A 15,556-nucleotide genomic window follows, 5' to 3' on the forward strand; every position below is an offset into this window, starting at 1 on the left:
CGAACCACGGTCAGTCTCGACCACCGATACCCGGCCCGCAAATGGGGCGAATCAGGGAGTCCAGGGCAGGGGATGCGGGGCTCCCGGCTTCGCGCATCCCGCCTGCGTGCTGAGCGGAGGGGTGATAGGACGGATCAAGGGTCTCGTCCGCATTTGCCCGGAAACGATGGGAAGGGAACTCCGGATGGCGAAGATCGCGATCAACGGGCTCGGACGCATCGGACGGGCCGCGTTCAAGATTCTCCACGACCTCGACGGCGTTGAGGTGGCCGCGGTCAACGACCTTGTCCCCGCGGAGAACCTGGCCTACTTGCTCACCCACGACACGGTCTACGGACGCTACGGGAAGTCCGTCACCGCTGCCGGTGACGCGCTCGTTGTCGACGGACACACCGTCCCGCTGTACAGCCGCCGCGACCCGGCCGAGCTGCCGTGGCAAGAACTGGGAATCGACCTCGTCCTGGAGTGCACGGGTGCCTTCCGGCGCGAGGAGGAACTGGCCCGGCATCTCTCTGCGGGCGCACGATTCGTGATCCTTTCGGCGCCCGCCCGCACCGCGACGATGGCCACCGTGGTCCACGGCGTGAACACCACCCCGGCCGGGCAGCAGGTCATCTCCTGCGCGAGCTGCACGACCAACTGCATAACCCCGGTGGTGGAGGTGATGGACCGCAGAATCGGCGTGGAGCGGGCCGTGATGACCACCATCCATGCCTACACCTCCACCCAGCAACTCATCGACGGGCCCAGCAAAGACTTCCGGCGCGGCCGGGCCGGGGCCGCCAACATGCTTCCCGCCTCCACCGGCGCCGCGCTCGCGACCACCAAGGCACTCCCGGAGCTGGCCGGCCGCTTCGACGGCGTGGCCGTCCGGATCCCGATCCCGGTCGGGTCGATCGCCGACATCGTGCTGGTCACCGCCCGCCCGACATCGGTCGAGGAAGTGAACGAGCACTTCCGTGCGGAGGCCACCACAGGCCGCTACAGCGGCATCCTCGGCGTGTCGGACGAGCCGATCGTCTCCAGCGACATCATCGGCGACTCCCGGGCCTCGATCGTCGACGCGGCGATGACGCGGGTCGTGGACGGCACCCTGGTCAAGATCATGAGCTGGTACGACAACGAGTGGGGCTTCACCCACCAGATGGTCCGCGAAGCGCTCTCCGTCCTCGGCGTCAATCAACCGCGGTGAAACGCCTCACCGCGGTCGAGCGGACCGGCCGTTGCACCCACAGGGAAGGAACCACGGTGAAGGTCAGAGAGATCATGACCACCCGGGTGGTCACCGTGGCCGAGGACACCCTGGTGGCCGACATCGCCGCGATGCTGCGCGGTCACCGGATCAGCGCCGTGCCGGTCCTGGACACGGCCGGCGCGGTGGTCGGCCTGGTCAGCGAGTACGACCTGCTCGCCCGCCAGGGAGCCACCGCCCGCGAAGTAATGACCCGCGAGGTCATCACCGCCACCGAGGACACCGACGTCGAACAGGTACGCCACCTGCTGGTCGAACGCCGTATCCGACGCGTCCCGGTACTGGCCGGACTGCGCCTGGCCGGCATTGTCAGCCGGTCCGACGTGATCGCGCTGCTCACCACCGAATGGGCCTGCCAGGTCTGCGGACAGACCGAGCGCGGCCCTCACCCGCCACCGCGCTGTCTCACCTGCGACGCCGACAAGGACCGCTTCGCTCAACAGGCACCGCCCCCCGGCAGCTGACGCACCGCGGCAGACAGCAGGCCCCGACAGCAGGAGACACCGGCCATGGACCCGACGCAGGACCGTACCGAGCCCCACCCACAGGCACCGGCGGCGAGTGAGGACCCGGCGGTGCTGCGCGGTTACTACCGGCAGATGGCCCTGATCCGGCACTTCGAACTGCGGGCCGCGGAGATGTACACACGGGCGAAGATCGGCGGCTACTGCCACCTCAACCTGGGCGAGGAGGCCACCGTCGTCGGCCTGATGGCCGCACTGCGACCGACCGACTACCTGTTCACCACCTACCGCGATCACGGCTATGCGCTTGCCCGCGGCGCCGACCCCGGCGGGGTGCTGGCCGAACTGTTCGGCCGCGCCACGGGCCTGTCCGGCGGGCGCGGCGGCTCCATGCACCTGTTCGACGCCGCGCTGCGGATGCTCGGCGGCTACGGGATCGTCGGCGGCCAGATGCCCCCGGCGACCGGCGCCGCGCTCACGATCGCCCACCGCGGCGAGCCCGGACCGGACAGCGAGGCCGTGATGTGCCTGCTGGGCGACGGCACCACCAACATCGGCGCCTTCCACGAATCGCTCAACCTCGCCGCCGTATGGCACCTGCCCATCGTCTACGTCATCGTCAACAACCACCTCGGCATGGGCACCCCGGTCGAGGCAGCCTCCGGAGAACCGGCGCTGTACCGGCGCGGCTGCGCCTACCGGATTCCCGGCGCACGGGTCGACGGCAACGACGTGATCGCGGTGCGCGACGCCGCGCAGACCGCTCTGGAACAGGCGCGCACCGAGCACCGGCCCCGGCTTCTGGAGGCGGTCAGTCACCGGCTGCGCGGCCACTCCGTGGTCGACCCGGCCCGCTACCGTTCGGCGCAGGAGACCGAGCGGCTGCGAGAGCAGGACCCGCTGCCCGCCTTCCGGACCCGCCTGATCGAGGACCACACCCTCGATCAGGCGGCGGCGGACCGCATCGACGAGGAATGCGAGCAGGCGGTCACCGCCGCCGTCGGCTTCGCCGACGCCAGCCCGCCCCCGGACGTCGCCGCCCTGTTCGACCACGCATCGCCGAGGGGGCCTTCGACCGCCTCGACGCGCCCGTCCGCCGCGTCGCCGCCGCCGAGGTCCCCCTGCCGTACGCCAAACAACTGGAGACCGCAGCCCTGCCCGACGCAACAGCCCTGACCCGCGTGATCTACGAAACCCTCGACGCCACCGGTTTCACCGCCCACCAAGCCGCGTCCACGGCCGGTTAGGAGGCCACGATGCCCGAGGTCCTCATGCCCCGCCTGTCCGACACCATGGAGGAGGGCACCCTGAGCCGATGGCTCACACACGAGGGGGCCCCGGTCCGCAAGGGCCATGCCATTGCCGAGATCGAAACCGACAAGGCCATGATGGAACTGGAGGCATACGACGAGGGGCCCCTGACTCGCATCCTCGTCGCCGAAGGCACCACCGTGCCCATCGGAACCCCTCTCGCCGTCATCGGAACCGAACCCCAGGCCGCGCCGGATCAGGCGGCACCTGAGCAAGCCCGCCAGCCAGCCGCACATGCCCCGGCACCGCCGGCCGGGCCGACCGAAGGCCCAGCGCGGACCGTCCCCGCCACCGCGGAGCCGCCCGCACCCGCACGCCGGGACGAGCACGAGGTGCGCACCTCCCCACTGGCCCGCACGTTGGCCCGCCAGCACGGCATCGACATCACCACCCTCACCGGCAGCGGCCCCGGCGGGCGTATCGTCCGCGCGGACGTGGACGCCGCCATCACCCGGCACGGCGGACAACCAGGCGCCATCCGGCCCCCCACCGCACCCAGCCCCGCACCCGCCGCACCCGCCAGGGCGCACCCGATGCCCGCCGAGGAGGCCGACGACGAGGAAGTGCCCCTGAGCACCATCCGCCGCCTCACCGCGCAGCGCCTGACCCAGAGCACGCAGCAGGCCCTGCACTTCTACCTGACCACCGTCACCGACGCCGAACCGCTGCTCGCCTTCCGCGCCGACATCAACGCGCAACTCGGCGAACCCGGCCCCCGCATCAGCGTCACCGACCTGCTCGTCAAAGCCTGCGCGACAGCTCTGCGCACCCACCCGCAGGCCAACTCCTCCTGGGACAGCACCCGCATCCTGCGCCACCGCCGCATCCACATCGGCATCGCCGTCGCCTTCCTCGCCGACCTCAAAACAATCCTCGAACACCCCCTGGGCATCGTGCTGTAGCCGATGACGACGCTGCCCGATCACGCGTCCGCAGGCCGCCTGGGCGGCCTGCCTGCGCCACCCGTCGGCACAGCGAGGTGCACGACGAGCCCAGCCCACCACGGCCTTTGGTCTTCTGCACCGCCCGTCATGACCAGCCGGCCTCTCCCGAAGCTGCAACAGACCAGCGGCAGTCAGGGCCACGGCCCGATCGCCCGCGACCGTCACTGAATGCCGGAGGCCCGACGTGATCACCCATCCTGCGTACACCGTTGAACCGTGGTGCCTGCGCGAGAGCGAGCTCGACCTGGACGTGCTGGAGCAGAGCGAGTCGGTGTTCGCCCTGGCCAACGGTCATATCGGCTGGCGCGGCAACCTGGACGAGGGCGAGCCGCACGGGCTGCCGGGGACCTACCTCAACGGCTTGTTCGAGTTCCGTCCGCTCCCGTACGCGGAGGCCGGCTACGGATACCCGGAGTCCGGGCAGACGATCATCAACGTGACCAACGGCAAGGTGATTCGGCTGCTGGTGGACGACGAACCGTTCGACCTGCGCTACGGCCGACTGCACCGCCACGAGCGGGTGCTGGACTTCCGCGCCGGAGTATTGCACCGCACGGTCGAGTGGACGACTCCGTCGGGGCGCACGGTGCGCGTCCGCTCGACCCGGTTGGTCTCGCTCACCCAGCGAGCGATCGCCGCGATCGCCTACGAGGTCGAGGCGGTGGACGAGGAGGTTCGGATCGTGCTCCAGTCCGAGTTGGTCGCCAATGAACAGCTTCCCAAGCGGGAGGGCGACCCTCGGATCTCGGCCTCCTTGGGAGCGGTCCTGCAGCCCGAGGAGAACATTGCGCAGGACAGCAGGCTGCGGCTGGTGCACCGCACAGCCCGCAGCGGGCTGCGCGTGGCGGCGGCGGCCGACCATCTGATCGCGGGGCCCCAGGGCACCTCCGCTTCCGCGGAGAGCGGCCAAAATCTCAGCCGGCTGACGGTGACCTCGCTGTTGCGGCCGGGCCAGCGACTGCGAGTCGAGAAGACGGTCGCCTACGGATGGTCGGGGACCAGGTCGCTGCCCGCCGTCCAAGATCAGGTCGACGCCGCGCTGGCCGGGGCGGCCAGCACGGGCTGGGAGGGCCTGCTCGCCGAACAGCGCGGCTACCTGGACGCCTTCTGGGCTCGGGCGGATGTCGAGCTGGAGGGCGACACCGAGATCCAGCAGGCCGTCCGGTTCGCCCTGTTCCACGTGCTGCAGGCAGCGGCTCGCGCCGAGGAACGGGCCATCCCCGCCAAGGGCCTGACCGGCCCCGGCTACAACGGCCACTGCTTCTGGGACACCGACACGTATGTGCTGCCGATGCTCACCTACGTCGCGCCCCACACGGTGGGGCCGGCGCTGCGCTGGCGGCACACCACGCTGCCCGCCGCGCTGGGACGGGCCCGCCAGCTCGGCCTGGCCGGGGCCGCGTTTCCCTGGCGGACCATCGACGGCGACGAGTGCTCCGCCTACTGGCCGGCCGGCACCGCGGCGTTCCACATCAACGCGGACATCGCTGATGCGGTTGTGCGCTACACCGCTGCCACGGGTGATCTCGTCTTCGAGCGGGAAGCAGGGCTGGAGCTGCTGGTGCACACCGCCCGGCTGTGGCTCTCGCTCGGCCACCACGACCCGCACGGAGTGTTCCACCTGGACGGCGTCACCGGGCCGGACGAGTACAGCGCGATCGCGGACGACAACGCCTACACCAACGTGATGGCCCAGCAGAATCTGCGCGCCGCCGCCGACGCCGCCGAACGCCACCCCGACCTGGCCGCCTCGCTCGGGGTGGAGGACGAGGAGACCGCAGCATGGCGCGATGCCGCCCGACGGATCGTGCTGCCCTTCAACCAAGAACTCGGCGTGCACGAACAGTCCGCGGGCTTCACCTCCCACCAGGTCTGGGACTTCGCCGGAACCCCGGCGGACCGTTACCCGCTGCTGCTGCATTTCCCGTATTTCGACCTGTACCGCAAACAGGTGATCAAGCAGGCCGACCTGGTCCTGGCCATGCACTTGCGGGGCGACGCGTTCACCAAGGAGGAGAAGACCCGCAACTTCGCCTACTACGAACAGCTCACTGTCCGGGACTCCTCGCTGTCCGCCGGCAGCCAGGCCGTGATGGCCGCCGAGGTCGGCCAACTACGCCTGGCATACGACTACCTTGGCGAAGCCGCGATGACGGACCTCGCCAACCTGGAGCGCAACACGCGCGACGGCCTACACATCGCCTCGCTGGCCGGGACCTGGACCGCGCTCGTAGCGGGCTTTGGCGGGATGAGACACCACGGAGACGCCTTGTCCTTCGCCCCGCGACTGCCCGAGCAGATCAGTCGGCTGGCCTTCGCCGTGCAGTTCCGCCAGCGCTGCGTGCGCGTGGACATCTCCCATCAACAGGCCACGTACACCTTGCTGGCGGGCACCGAACTCGAAATACACCACCATGGCAGCCCGTTGAAGGTGACCAGGGACGTCCCTCGCAGCGGGCCGATAGCCGCTGTCCCTGACCTGCCTGAACCGCAGCAGCCGCCCGGCCGTGGTCCAGCCCGCCGCATATGGACGGGGCGCAACGAGTGAGTCCACACCCGAAAACGAGGGGGTCCACATCCGAACAGCATTTGTCGCCCCAACAGACGATACAGAGAGGCGACATGCCACCGTCGCTCCTTGGATGCCTCAGGAGGAGGCGCCGCGGGAGTCGGCCGGAACGACGACGACGGGCAGGTGAGCGTGGTGCACGACCTCGGTGCTGGTCGAACCGAGTGTGAGGCGCCCCCAGGCGCCCGAACCGCGGGTGCCGACCACCAGCAGAGAGGCGTCCTTGCTCGCGTCCAGCAGGACCTGCGCCGGGCGGCCCGCCTCGGCGAGGATCTCCACCTCCACGTGAGGTCCGCCAAGCTGCTGCTGTAGTTCGTGGACCGTCTCGGTCACCGCCTGCCGGGCGACATCGTGGAGCTGTTCGTAAAGGGTGGTGGCACCCTCCGGCACGGCCATCCATCCGTAGCCGGTGTAACGAGCGGGGGTGTAGTCGTAGGCACAGACCGCCCGCAGACCGGTGCCGCGCAGCTGTGCCTCGCGCAGAGCGAAGAGCACGGCGTGCCGGGCGTGCGGGGAGCCGTCCGTGCCGACCACGATCGGACCAGCCGGGACGGGCGCGGGAGTGTCGGTCATCGTGAATCCTTCCAAGGCGGCTCGCGTCGGCCGGGCAGCAATCTGATGAGCGTTCAGGAAGCGGTCGTCGCGTCCGCACCACCACTACCGGTGCGGCCACTGCCCTTACTGACCTCACTGCACCGGCCACGATCATCGCCGCTCGCTCAATCGCTCACCGGTGCTCGACGCTGGGGAGGAGAGACTCGAGAGGCACCTGTGGGTCGGTGAGCATGCTTGTGTCGACGGGCTGGGCGGTGCGGACGAGGGCCTGGAGCTGGTCGTTGACGTCCCAAATATTGACGTTCATGCCTGCGAGCACCCGGTTGTCTGCGAGCCAGAAGGCGATGAACGCGCGTCCGGCCACGTCACCGCGGAAGACGACCTGGTCGTATCCGCCAGGCTCGACGTACCCGGCGTACTCCATGCCCAGGTCGTACTGGTCGGTGAAGAAGTAAGGGACGCGGTCATACACCGCGTCCTGCCGGCCGAGCATTGCCCTGGCCGCGGTCTGCGGCTGGTGCAGCGCGTTGGCCCAGTGCTCGACGCGGATGTGCTTGCCCAGCAGCGGGTGGAAGGCGTTGGCCACGTCACCGGCCGCGTAGATGTCCGGGTAGGAGGTATGCAGCCGCTCATCGACGCGGATGCCGTTGTCGACCTCCAGGCCCGCCTCCTGCGCCAGCCCGATGTTCGGCATGATGCCGACCCCGACGATGACCACATCGGCGTCGATGCGGGTGCCGTCGGCCAGCCGCACCCCGTCCGCCGCGCCGCCGTTGCCGGTGATCTCGACGACCTGAACGCCGAACCGAAGATCCACACCGTGATCGCGGTGCAGGTCCGCGAAAACCTGCGCGACCTCGCGGCCGAGAACCCGCAGCAGCGGCAGCTCGGCCATCTCCAGCACGGTGACCTCCACACCGGCGATGCGGGCGGCAGCAGTGGCCTCCAGCCCGATCCAGCCCGCACCGATGACCACCGCCCGTGACGCGGACTGGAACGCCTCCTTGATCCGGTCGCTGTCCTCGACCCGCCGCAAATACAGCACCCGCTCCAGGTCCGCACCCGGGACAGGCAGGCGGCGCGGCGAGGATCCGGTGGTCAGCAGCAGCTTGCCGTAGCCGACCCGGCTGCCGTCCGCGAGCGTCACCTCGCGCGCGACAGGGTCGACGGCGGTGACCGCGATGCCGAGCCGCAGGTCCACATTGTGTTCGGCGTACCACTGCGGCGTATGGACGTAGATCTGCTCGCGCGCGTCCTTGCCCGTCAGGTAGCCCTTGGACAGCGGCGGCCGCTCGTAGGGCCGCTCCCTCTCGTCCCCGATCAGAACCAGCGGGCCGTCGAAGCCCTCCTCGCGCAGGGTTTGCGCGGCCTTGGCGCCGGCCAGGCTGGCGCCGACGATCACACACGCGTCGTTCGTGGACATCGTCAGTTGCCTTCCCGGGCTGCGGGCCGGCTCCGCAACGTTTCGGCGAGCTGCTCGGAGAGCTGCTCCCAGCTGGCGTCGAACTTCGACACGCCCTCGTCCTCAAGGGTCTGCACGAGGGGGTCGTAGATTGCCTGCAACGCATCGAGAACCTGCTGAGCGTCGTCGTAGTGGCCGCGGACCGAGTCGGCCGGTACTTCGCCGTGGTCGGCGACCGCGCGCAAGGTGGCCTCGGGCATGGTGTTGACCACGCCGGGTGCGACAAGCTCGGTCACGTAGCGGGTGTCGGGGTAGGCGGGGTCCTTGACGGAGGTCGAGGCCCACAGCGGACGCTGCGGGTGGGCCCCCGCCTTCTGAAGGGCCTGCCAGCGGGGTGAGGAGAACACCCGCTCGTAGTGCTGGTAGGCCAGCCGTGCGTTGGCGATCGCCACCCGGCCGTGCAGCGCGGCCGCATGTGTGGTGGCGATCTTGTCCAGGCGTGCGTCTGCCGCAGTATCGACACGGGAGACGAAGAACGAAGCCACCGAGCCGATCCCGGACAGCTCCCGGCCCGCATCGCGGGCGCGTTCCATCCCGTTGAGGAAGGCATCCATGACCTCGTCGTAGCGGGCGAGGGAGAAGATCAGCGTGACGTTGATGCTGATTCCCTCCGCCAGGCACGCGGTGATCGCCGGCAGGCCCTGCCGGGCAGCCGGGATCTTCACGAACAGGTTGGGCCGGTCGACCAGCCACCACAGCGCCCGCGCCTCGGCGATCGTCGCGGCGGTGTCGTGCGCGAGCCGGGGGTCGACCTCGATGGAGACCCGTCCGTCGACGCCGTCCGTCGCGTCGTAGACCGGGCGCAGCACGTCGCATGCCCACCGGACGTCGGTGGTGGTCAGCGCCCGCAGCGCTTCACCGACCCCGACTCCTCGGGCGGCCAGGTCACGGATCTGTTCGTCGTACGCGTCGCCGCTCGTGATGGCCTTGGCGAAGATCGTCGGGTTGGTGGTCACCCCCACCACCCGGTCCCGCGCGACCAGGTCTGCCAGACTTCCGGACACCAGCCGCTCCCGGCTGAGATCGTCCAGCCAGATCGACACTCCGGCATCACTCAGTGTGTTCAAAGGATCCATGACGCTGCCGCTCCTCCCGCGTGCCAAGCGGACGGGCTTCCTGCTGCTCGTCCGCGGCCCGCACCAGAGCCTGCCTGTCGCTCCATCGTCTCTGGAGGGCCAGTGACCCGCATCTGCACACCGGGTCATGCCGACAGGCCAAGCTGCTGGGCTACCCACGCGTACCTGGTCGCTGTCCATACGGGCAGGCATACGGCTGCTTCCCGTTTGTGGGCCCGGCTGGAACCGGGAGGTACTGGGGACGAAAGATGATGTTGGACGCCATGGCATGCGGCCCAGCGGCAGATCACCTCCAAGAGCAACGAAATGCCCGCCTTCCAGCCCCTGTTGGACACCATCGACCTGGAAGACACCGTGCTGACCACAGACGCCCTGTACACCCAGCACGCCCACGGCGCCTATCTCCGTACGCGCGGCGCCCACTACCTGGCCGTCGTCAAGAAGAATCATCCCGGTCTGTATGCGCAGGTCAGGAAGCTTCCGTGGGCCGAGATCCCGCTGGAGCACCGGACCCGTGACAAGGCCCACCACCGCGTGGAGATCCGCCGGCTCAAGGTCGCAGCCTTCCGCCACCTCGACTATCCCGGCGCCCGCCAGGCCATCCAAGTCGTCCGATGGCGAAGGGAATTGAGTACCGGCAAGCTCACCATCGAGCGGGTCTACGTGATCACCAGCCTGGACATCTACGACGCCACCCCGGCCCAGCTCGCCGCCTGGATCAGAGGCCACTGGGGCATCGAGAACCTCCTGCACCACGTCCGTGACCGCACCTTCCGCGAGGACGAATCCAAGGTCCGCACCGGCCACCTGCCCCGCACCATGGCCGGCCTGCGCAACCTCGCCGTCAGCCTCTTCCGCCAGAACGGCGAGACCAACATCGCCGCCGCCCTCCGCCACACCAGCCGCGACTACCACCGCCCGCTGTCAGCCCTCGGCCTCACATGATCAACCCGGACAGATCGCGATCATGCAATGCCCCTGCCAGCGGCGCACCCAAACAAGCGGGCTGGCGGCAGTCCGTGACCCGTCCGGCAAGATCTCGCACGGCCGCCAGAAATTGGCGCGCGGACTGCTCCATAGAGGTGGAATCTGCGGATTCACCGGCGTGTCCACCCCGAAGGACTTATCTTCGCCTACGTTTCGGGTGAGGAATTGGCAGGTCCGTTACTTTCCGACCGAGGAGGGTCGATGGCTGAACGCATCGTTCATCGACGCGGTTACCGAGAAGGGCTCGGCGGCGAGATGGTTGCCGAGTTCCTGGGCACGTTCGTCTTGATTCTGCTGGGTGTCGGGTCGGTGGCTGTCGCAGTCGTCGGTCTGCCGGGATCAGGCCGGCAGGCCGTTGACTTCGGGCCCGCCAACTGGCTGATCATCTCGTGGGGCTGGGGTCTCGCCGTGGTATTCGGCGTATATGTGGCCGGTGGAATCAGCGGCGCCCACCTCAATCCCGCGGTCACCCTCGCCTTCGCGGTCCGACGTGATTTCCCATGGCGGAAGGTCCTGCCCTACTGGGTGGCGCAGGTCGTGGGCGCCTTCGTCGCCGCCGCGCTCGTCTACGCGACCTACAGGTGGGCTATCGACGCGTCCATCAAAAAATCGGGTGTCCCGCGAGATGAATCGCTGGGAACATACTCGATCTTCGCCACGTTCCCCGCCGAATATCTCGGAGATTCGTGGTGGGGTCCCTTGCTCGACCAGATCGTGGGGACTGGCATCCTGCTTCTGTTGATCTGCGCACTTATCGACACGCGCAATACGGCTCCGATGTCCAACCTCCATCCGTTCCTCATTGGCCTGGTGGTCGTCGCGATCGGCTTGACCTTCGGGACCAACGCCGGGTACGCGATCAATCCAGCACGTGACTTCGGCCCGCGATTGTTCACATACTTCGAGGGCTGGGGTTCTATCGCTCTTCCCGGCACATTTCAGTGGTTCAGCAACTACTGGTGGATCCCCATTGTCGGCCCGTTCATCGGCGGAGTCGCCGGTGTCGGCGTGTACGACCTCCTCATCTCTCCGCTGATCAAGGCCAGGCATGGAGAGGCCGAAGAAGGTCCCGCCACCGAAGAGCCCTAGAACACAGAGCAGGAACCGTCCGGCAGTGGCGGCAGCGGCCAGGTGAACGACGCTTACACACTCCGCCTCTCGGTCGCCCGGGTGGCCGTGCTCCACAGGGGCCCGTACCGGGCTTCGTTGAGGGTTCAGGACGGGCAGCAGCACGGCCTGAACCCAAAACGTCACCCCAGAGCGCAATGACAACAGGACCATGAAAAGAGGCGGCAGCGATGCCCGAATTCATCGGCGCGGTGGACCAGGGGACCACCAGCACACGCTTCATGATCTTCGATCACGCAGGCAACGAGGTGGCCAAGCACCAACTCGAGCACCATCAGATCCTCCCGCAGTCCGGTTGGGTCGAGCACGACCCAGTGGAGATCTGGGAGCGCACCAACACGGTGATCCAGAACGCCCTCCGCAGCGGAGGACTGTCCGCCACCGACCTCAAAGCGATCGGCATCACCAACCAGCGCGAGACGACTGTGGTCTGGGACCCGCGCACCGGCCGCCCCTACTACAACGCCATCGTCTGGCAGGACACCCGCACCGACAGCATCGCCGCCGCCCTCGAACGCGACGGCCACGGCGAGACCATCCGCCACAAGGCAGGCCTGCCGCCTGCCACCTACTTCTCCGGCGGCAAGATCAAGTGGTTGCTGGAGAACGTGGACGGACTGCGCGAGGCCGCCGAAGCGGGGCACGCTCTCTTCGGCAACACGGACGCGTGGGTGCTGTGGAATCTCACCGGCGGCCCCAACGGGGGTGTGCACGCCACCGACGTCACCAACGCCAGCCGCACCATGCTGATGAATCTGGAGACCTTGGACTGGGACGACGAACTGCTGGGAATCTTCAACATCCCGCGCGCGATGCTGCCGGTCGTCCGCCCCTCGTCCGACCCTGAGGCGTTCGGCCAGGCCCGCACGTCACGACCGTTGAACGCCGCCGTCCCGATCACCGGTGTCCTCGGCGACCAGCAGGCGGCGACCGTCGGCCAGGTCTGCTTCGCCCCCGGCGAAGCCAAGAACACGTACGGCACCGGCAACTTCCTGGTCCTCAACACCGGTACGGAGCTGGTGCGTTCACAGCACGGTCTGCTGACCACGGTGGCGTACCAGTTCGCGGGCAGCCCCGCCGTCTACGCTCTGGAGGGGTCCATTGCCGTCACCGGCGCGGCCGTGCAGTGGCTGCGCGACCAGCTCAAGGTGATTGGGAGCGCCGCCGAGAGTGAGCAACTGGCCCGCTCGGTTGACGACAACGGCGGTATGTACTTCGTCCCGGCCTTCTCGGGTCTGTTCGCCCCGTACTGGCGCTCCGACGCTCGTGGCGCGATGGTTGGTCTCGCCCGCTACAACACCGGCGGGCACATCGCCCGAGCCACGCTGGAGGCCATCTGCTACCAGAGCCGCGACGTGGTCGACGCCATGGAACAGGACTCCGGCGTGCACTTGGACGTACTCAAGGTTGACGGGGGTGTGACCGCGAACGACCTGTGCATGCAGATCCAGGCAGACGTGCTGGGCGTGCCCGTCAGCCGGCCGGTGGTTGCGGAGACCACTGCGCTGGGCGCCGCCTACGCAGCCGGACTCGCCACCGGCTTCTGGAGCGATACCGACGAGCTGCGCTCACACTGGCAGGAATCGAAGCGCTGGACCCCTGAGTGGAGCGAGGAGCAACGCCAGGACGGCTATGAAGGCTGGAAACGGGCCGTGGAGCGCACCCTGGACTGGGTCAAGGTCACCTGACGACCGGCACCTGCTCCCCCGGACGGCATCTTCCCTCGAGCAGAGACCGGGAGTAGCGCCTCACCGCCTTCGCGCTGGGTCACGTCGAAAGGTATGGGGAGGACCGCCGGCCGGCTCCGGCTTGGTCGCGAAGGCCGTGTCCGCGCCAGACCATCCCGCCGACGGCTGGCTCGCCGGTCCAAGATCGCGGGATGCACATTCCTGGGCCCGGCGCGCCATGACCGTGCCGACCGGGTTCAACGAAAGATGGAAACCTGGGAGTTCGACCCGGCCGCGCTGCCGATGTACTGACGCCGATCGCCGGCGTACGCATGCACTTCTTGCCCGCGGCTGTCGCGTCCGATCTCGAACGCCTCCTGCCACCGGGCAGGCTGGCCGCACGTGCCTCCCGCCGGAAGCCTGCGATGACACATGCTGGCCAGGAAGTTGATGCGCATCAAGAGGTCAACTTCGAAGGTCACGGCTTCTCCGCTTCCGGCGTTGGAGACTTTCGATGGGAAGGTCTGAATCAGCGCCCCAGCGGCATGGAATGAGGTCACACGGCATCGATGCGGAGCTATGAGCGGCGCAGGAGATGTCAGCGGTCGGCGATGTCCTCGCGGAGACCGTCGGAGAATTCCCACCACGACAGAGGAAGCCAGTCGCCGTTGACAAAGGCATCGACAGTCGCGCCTCGACCACGGACCGTGACGGTCGTTCCTGGCGGATAGATTATGCCGGACAGACCCGGCACAGGGACAAGCAGGGTTCCCAGTCGTTGTGCTGACACTCGCCCTCCCTCTCTATTCCTGAGTGCGCCCCGAGCAGTTTAGTCATCCTGAGATTACTGACTTGCCCGATCGCGTAGGCCGGAGAAGCATGAGAGATGGGTCACGCGGAGAAAGGGCGAGCGTGGCCGCCAGCTGGACATGTACATCGTCGATCAGAGGTGGCAGCCATGAAGGCCGTCGTTTACAAGGGACCGTTCACCGTTGCAGTCGAAGATGTTGAAAAGCCCAGCATCCAGCACCCGAACGATGTGATCGTACGGGTCACCTCCACCGCGATATGTGGTTCCGATCTGCACATGTACGAGGGCCGCACCGCTGCCCAGCCCGGCATCGTCTTCGGCCACGAGAACATGGGAATCATCGAGGACCTCGGCCCGGGAGTCACCACGCTCAAGGCGGGCGACCGCGTGGTCATGCCCTTCAATGTCGCCTGCGGATTCTGCACCAACTGTGTCGAGGGTTTCACCGGATACTGCACCACCGTCAATCCCGGTTTCGCCGGCGGTGCTTACGGCTACGTGGCCATGGGGCCATGGAAGGGTGGCCAGGCCGAATACCTGCGCGTTCCCTACGCTGACTTCAACTGCCTGAAGCTCCCTCAGGGAAACGAGCACGAGAGCGATTTCATCCTGCTCGCCGACATCTTTCCCACCGGCTACCACGGTTGCGAACTCGCCCAGGTCCGCCCTGGCGACAGCGTCGCCGTGTACGGGGCGGGGCCAGTTGGGCTCATGGCCGCCTACTCGGCCCTGCTGCGCGGCGCGAAGAAGGTATTCGTCGTGGACCGGGTCCCCGAGCGGCTGCAGAAGGTCGAGGAGATCGGCGCGGTTCCGATCAACTTTGCCGAGGGCGACCCGGTCGAGCAGATCAAGGAGCAGACCGAAGGCGTCGGCACGGACAAGGGCGTGGACGCCGTCGGCTACCAGGCGACGTCGCAGGGCACTGGTCACGAGGAGCCGGCGACGGTTCTGAACTCACTCATCGGTACCGTCAGACCTACCGGAGCGCTTGGCGTGCCCGGGCTCTATGTCCCGGCCGACCCAGGAGGCCCGGACGAGCAGGCCAAGCAAGGCATGCTCCTCGTCGCGATCGGCAAGCTCTTCGAGAAGGGCCTGCGAGTGGGCACGGGCCAGTGCAACGTGAAGCGCTACAACCGGCGCCTGCGAGACATGATCATCGAGGGCAGGGCGAAGCCCAGTTTCGTCGTCTCCCACGAACTGCCCCTGGATCAGGCATCGTCGGCCTACGACAAGTTCGACAAGCGGATCGAGGGCTACACGAAGGTGGTGCTGCACCCGTAGTGCTGCGGACCTGCCGCTCGCCGACTGCGTCGGGGCGCGCCCGCCGTAG

General features: G+C 68.1%; 14 protein-coding genes. 9 read left to right on the forward strand and 5 right to left on the reverse strand.

Features of this window, described 5'->3' with window-relative positions; all coding sequences use genetic code 11:
• The first annotated feature begins 184 nt into the window (after window positions 1-184).
• The 5 genes from gap (at window position 185) to OG870_RS04160 (ending at window position 6,519) form a co-directional block, all read left to right on the forward strand.
• Window positions 185-1,192 carry a type I glyceraldehyde-3-phosphate dehydrogenase gene (gene gap, locus OG870_RS04140; RefSeq protein WP_327690623.1) on the forward strand — a complete coding sequence of 336 codons (1,008 nt, stop codon included), beginning with the start codon at window positions 185-187 and terminating at the stop codon, window positions 1,190-1,192.
• 56 nt (window positions 1,193-1,248) lie between these two features.
• A complete protein-coding gene (locus OG870_RS04145) occupies window positions 1,249-1,716 on the forward strand; it encodes a CBS domain-containing protein (RefSeq protein WP_327690624.1) in 468 nt (155 codons plus the stop codon).
• 45 nt (window positions 1,717-1,761) lie between these two features.
• The gene (locus OG870_RS04150; RefSeq protein ID WP_266593476.1) at window positions 1,762-2,892 is read left to right on the forward strand and encodes a thiamine pyrophosphate-dependent enzyme; all 1,131 of its coding nucleotides are present in this window, start codon (window positions 1,762-1,764) and stop codon (window positions 2,890-2,892) included.
• An 80-nt stretch (window positions 2,893-2,972) separates the two neighbouring features.
• The gene (locus OG870_RS04155; protein ID WP_266845583.1) at window positions 2,973-3,929 is read left to right on the forward strand and encodes a dihydrolipoamide acetyltransferase family protein; all 957 of its coding nucleotides are present in this window, start codon (window positions 2,973-2,975) and stop codon (window positions 3,927-3,929) included.
• A 226-nt stretch (window positions 3,930-4,155) separates the two neighbouring features.
• Entirely contained in the window at window positions 4,156-6,519 is a 2,364-nt protein-coding gene (locus tag OG870_RS04160) for a glycoside hydrolase family 65 protein (protein WP_327690625.1), read from the forward strand.
• A gap of 99 nt (window positions 6,520-6,618) precedes the next feature.
• On the opposite strand, the gene OG870_RS04165 is transcribed toward OG870_RS04160, so the two are convergent.
• The 3 genes from OG870_RS04165 to tal all read right to left on the reverse strand — a co-directional run bounded on the left by OG870_RS04165 (window position 6,619) and on the right by tal (window position 9,633).
• Window positions 6,619-7,113, reverse strand: coding sequence for a universal stress protein (locus OG870_RS04165; RefSeq protein ID WP_266592408.1), 495 nt, complete (start codon window positions 7,111-7,113; stop codon window positions 6,619-6,621).
• A 154-nt stretch (window positions 7,114-7,267) separates the two neighbouring features.
• Window positions 7,268-8,518, reverse strand: coding sequence for an NAD(P)/FAD-dependent oxidoreductase (locus OG870_RS04170; RefSeq protein ID WP_327690626.1), 1,251 nt, complete (start codon window positions 8,516-8,518; stop codon window positions 7,268-7,270).
• A gap of 2 nt (window positions 8,519-8,520) precedes the next feature.
• Window positions 8,521-9,633, reverse strand: a complete 1,113-nt coding sequence (tal, locus tag OG870_RS04175) for a transaldolase (RefSeq protein ID WP_327690627.1) — start codon at window positions 9,631-9,633, stop codon at window positions 8,521-8,523.
• Between the two features lie 285 nt (window positions 9,634-9,918).
• Here tal and OG870_RS04180 point away from each other — a divergent pair, with 285 nt between their 5' ends.
• From OG870_RS04180 to glpK, 3 genes are all read left to right on the forward strand, one after another.
• Window positions 9,919-10,578, forward strand: coding sequence for an ISAs1 family transposase (locus OG870_RS04180; protein WP_443063459.1), 660 nt, complete (start codon window positions 9,919-9,921; stop codon window positions 10,576-10,578).
• 243 nt (window positions 10,579-10,821) lie between these two features.
• On the forward strand, window positions 10,822-11,709 hold the full coding sequence (locus OG870_RS04185; protein ID WP_266524081.1) for an MIP/aquaporin family protein: 888 nt from the start codon (window positions 10,822-10,824) through the stop codon (window positions 11,707-11,709).
• A 209-nt stretch (window positions 11,710-11,918) separates the two neighbouring features.
• Window positions 11,919-13,436 carry a glycerol kinase GlpK gene (gene glpK / locus OG870_RS04190; RefSeq protein ID WP_327690629.1) on the forward strand — a complete coding sequence of 506 codons (1,518 nt, stop codon included), beginning with the start codon at window positions 11,919-11,921 and terminating at the stop codon, window positions 13,434-13,436.
• A gap of 236 nt (window positions 13,437-13,672) precedes the next feature.
• Here the strand turns inward: glpK and OG870_RS04195 are convergent, their stop codons facing one another.
• Complete coding sequence (locus tag OG870_RS04195; RefSeq protein WP_266524077.1) at window positions 13,673-13,897, reverse strand: hypothetical protein; 225 nt, start codon at window positions 13,895-13,897, stop codon at window positions 13,673-13,675.
• A gap of 116 nt (window positions 13,898-14,013) precedes the next feature.
• Window positions 14,014-14,205 (reverse strand): hypothetical protein, encoded by a 192-nt coding sequence (locus OG870_RS04200; protein ID WP_266524076.1) that lies wholly within the window; start codon window positions 14,203-14,205, stop codon window positions 14,014-14,016.
• A 168-nt stretch (window positions 14,206-14,373) separates the two neighbouring features.
• Between OG870_RS04200 and OG870_RS04205 the strand changes: the two genes are divergently transcribed.
• A complete protein-coding gene (locus OG870_RS04205; RefSeq protein ID WP_266524074.1) occupies window positions 14,374-15,507 on the forward strand; it encodes a glutathione-independent formaldehyde dehydrogenase in 1,134 nt (377 codons plus the stop codon).
• Window positions 15,508-15,556: the final 49 nt, after the last annotated feature.

Origin of the sequence: Streptomyces sp. NBC_00461, from assembly GCF_036013935.1 — a bacterium.
Lineage (GTDB): Bacteria > Actinomycetota > Actinomycetes > Streptomycetales > Streptomycetaceae > Streptomyces.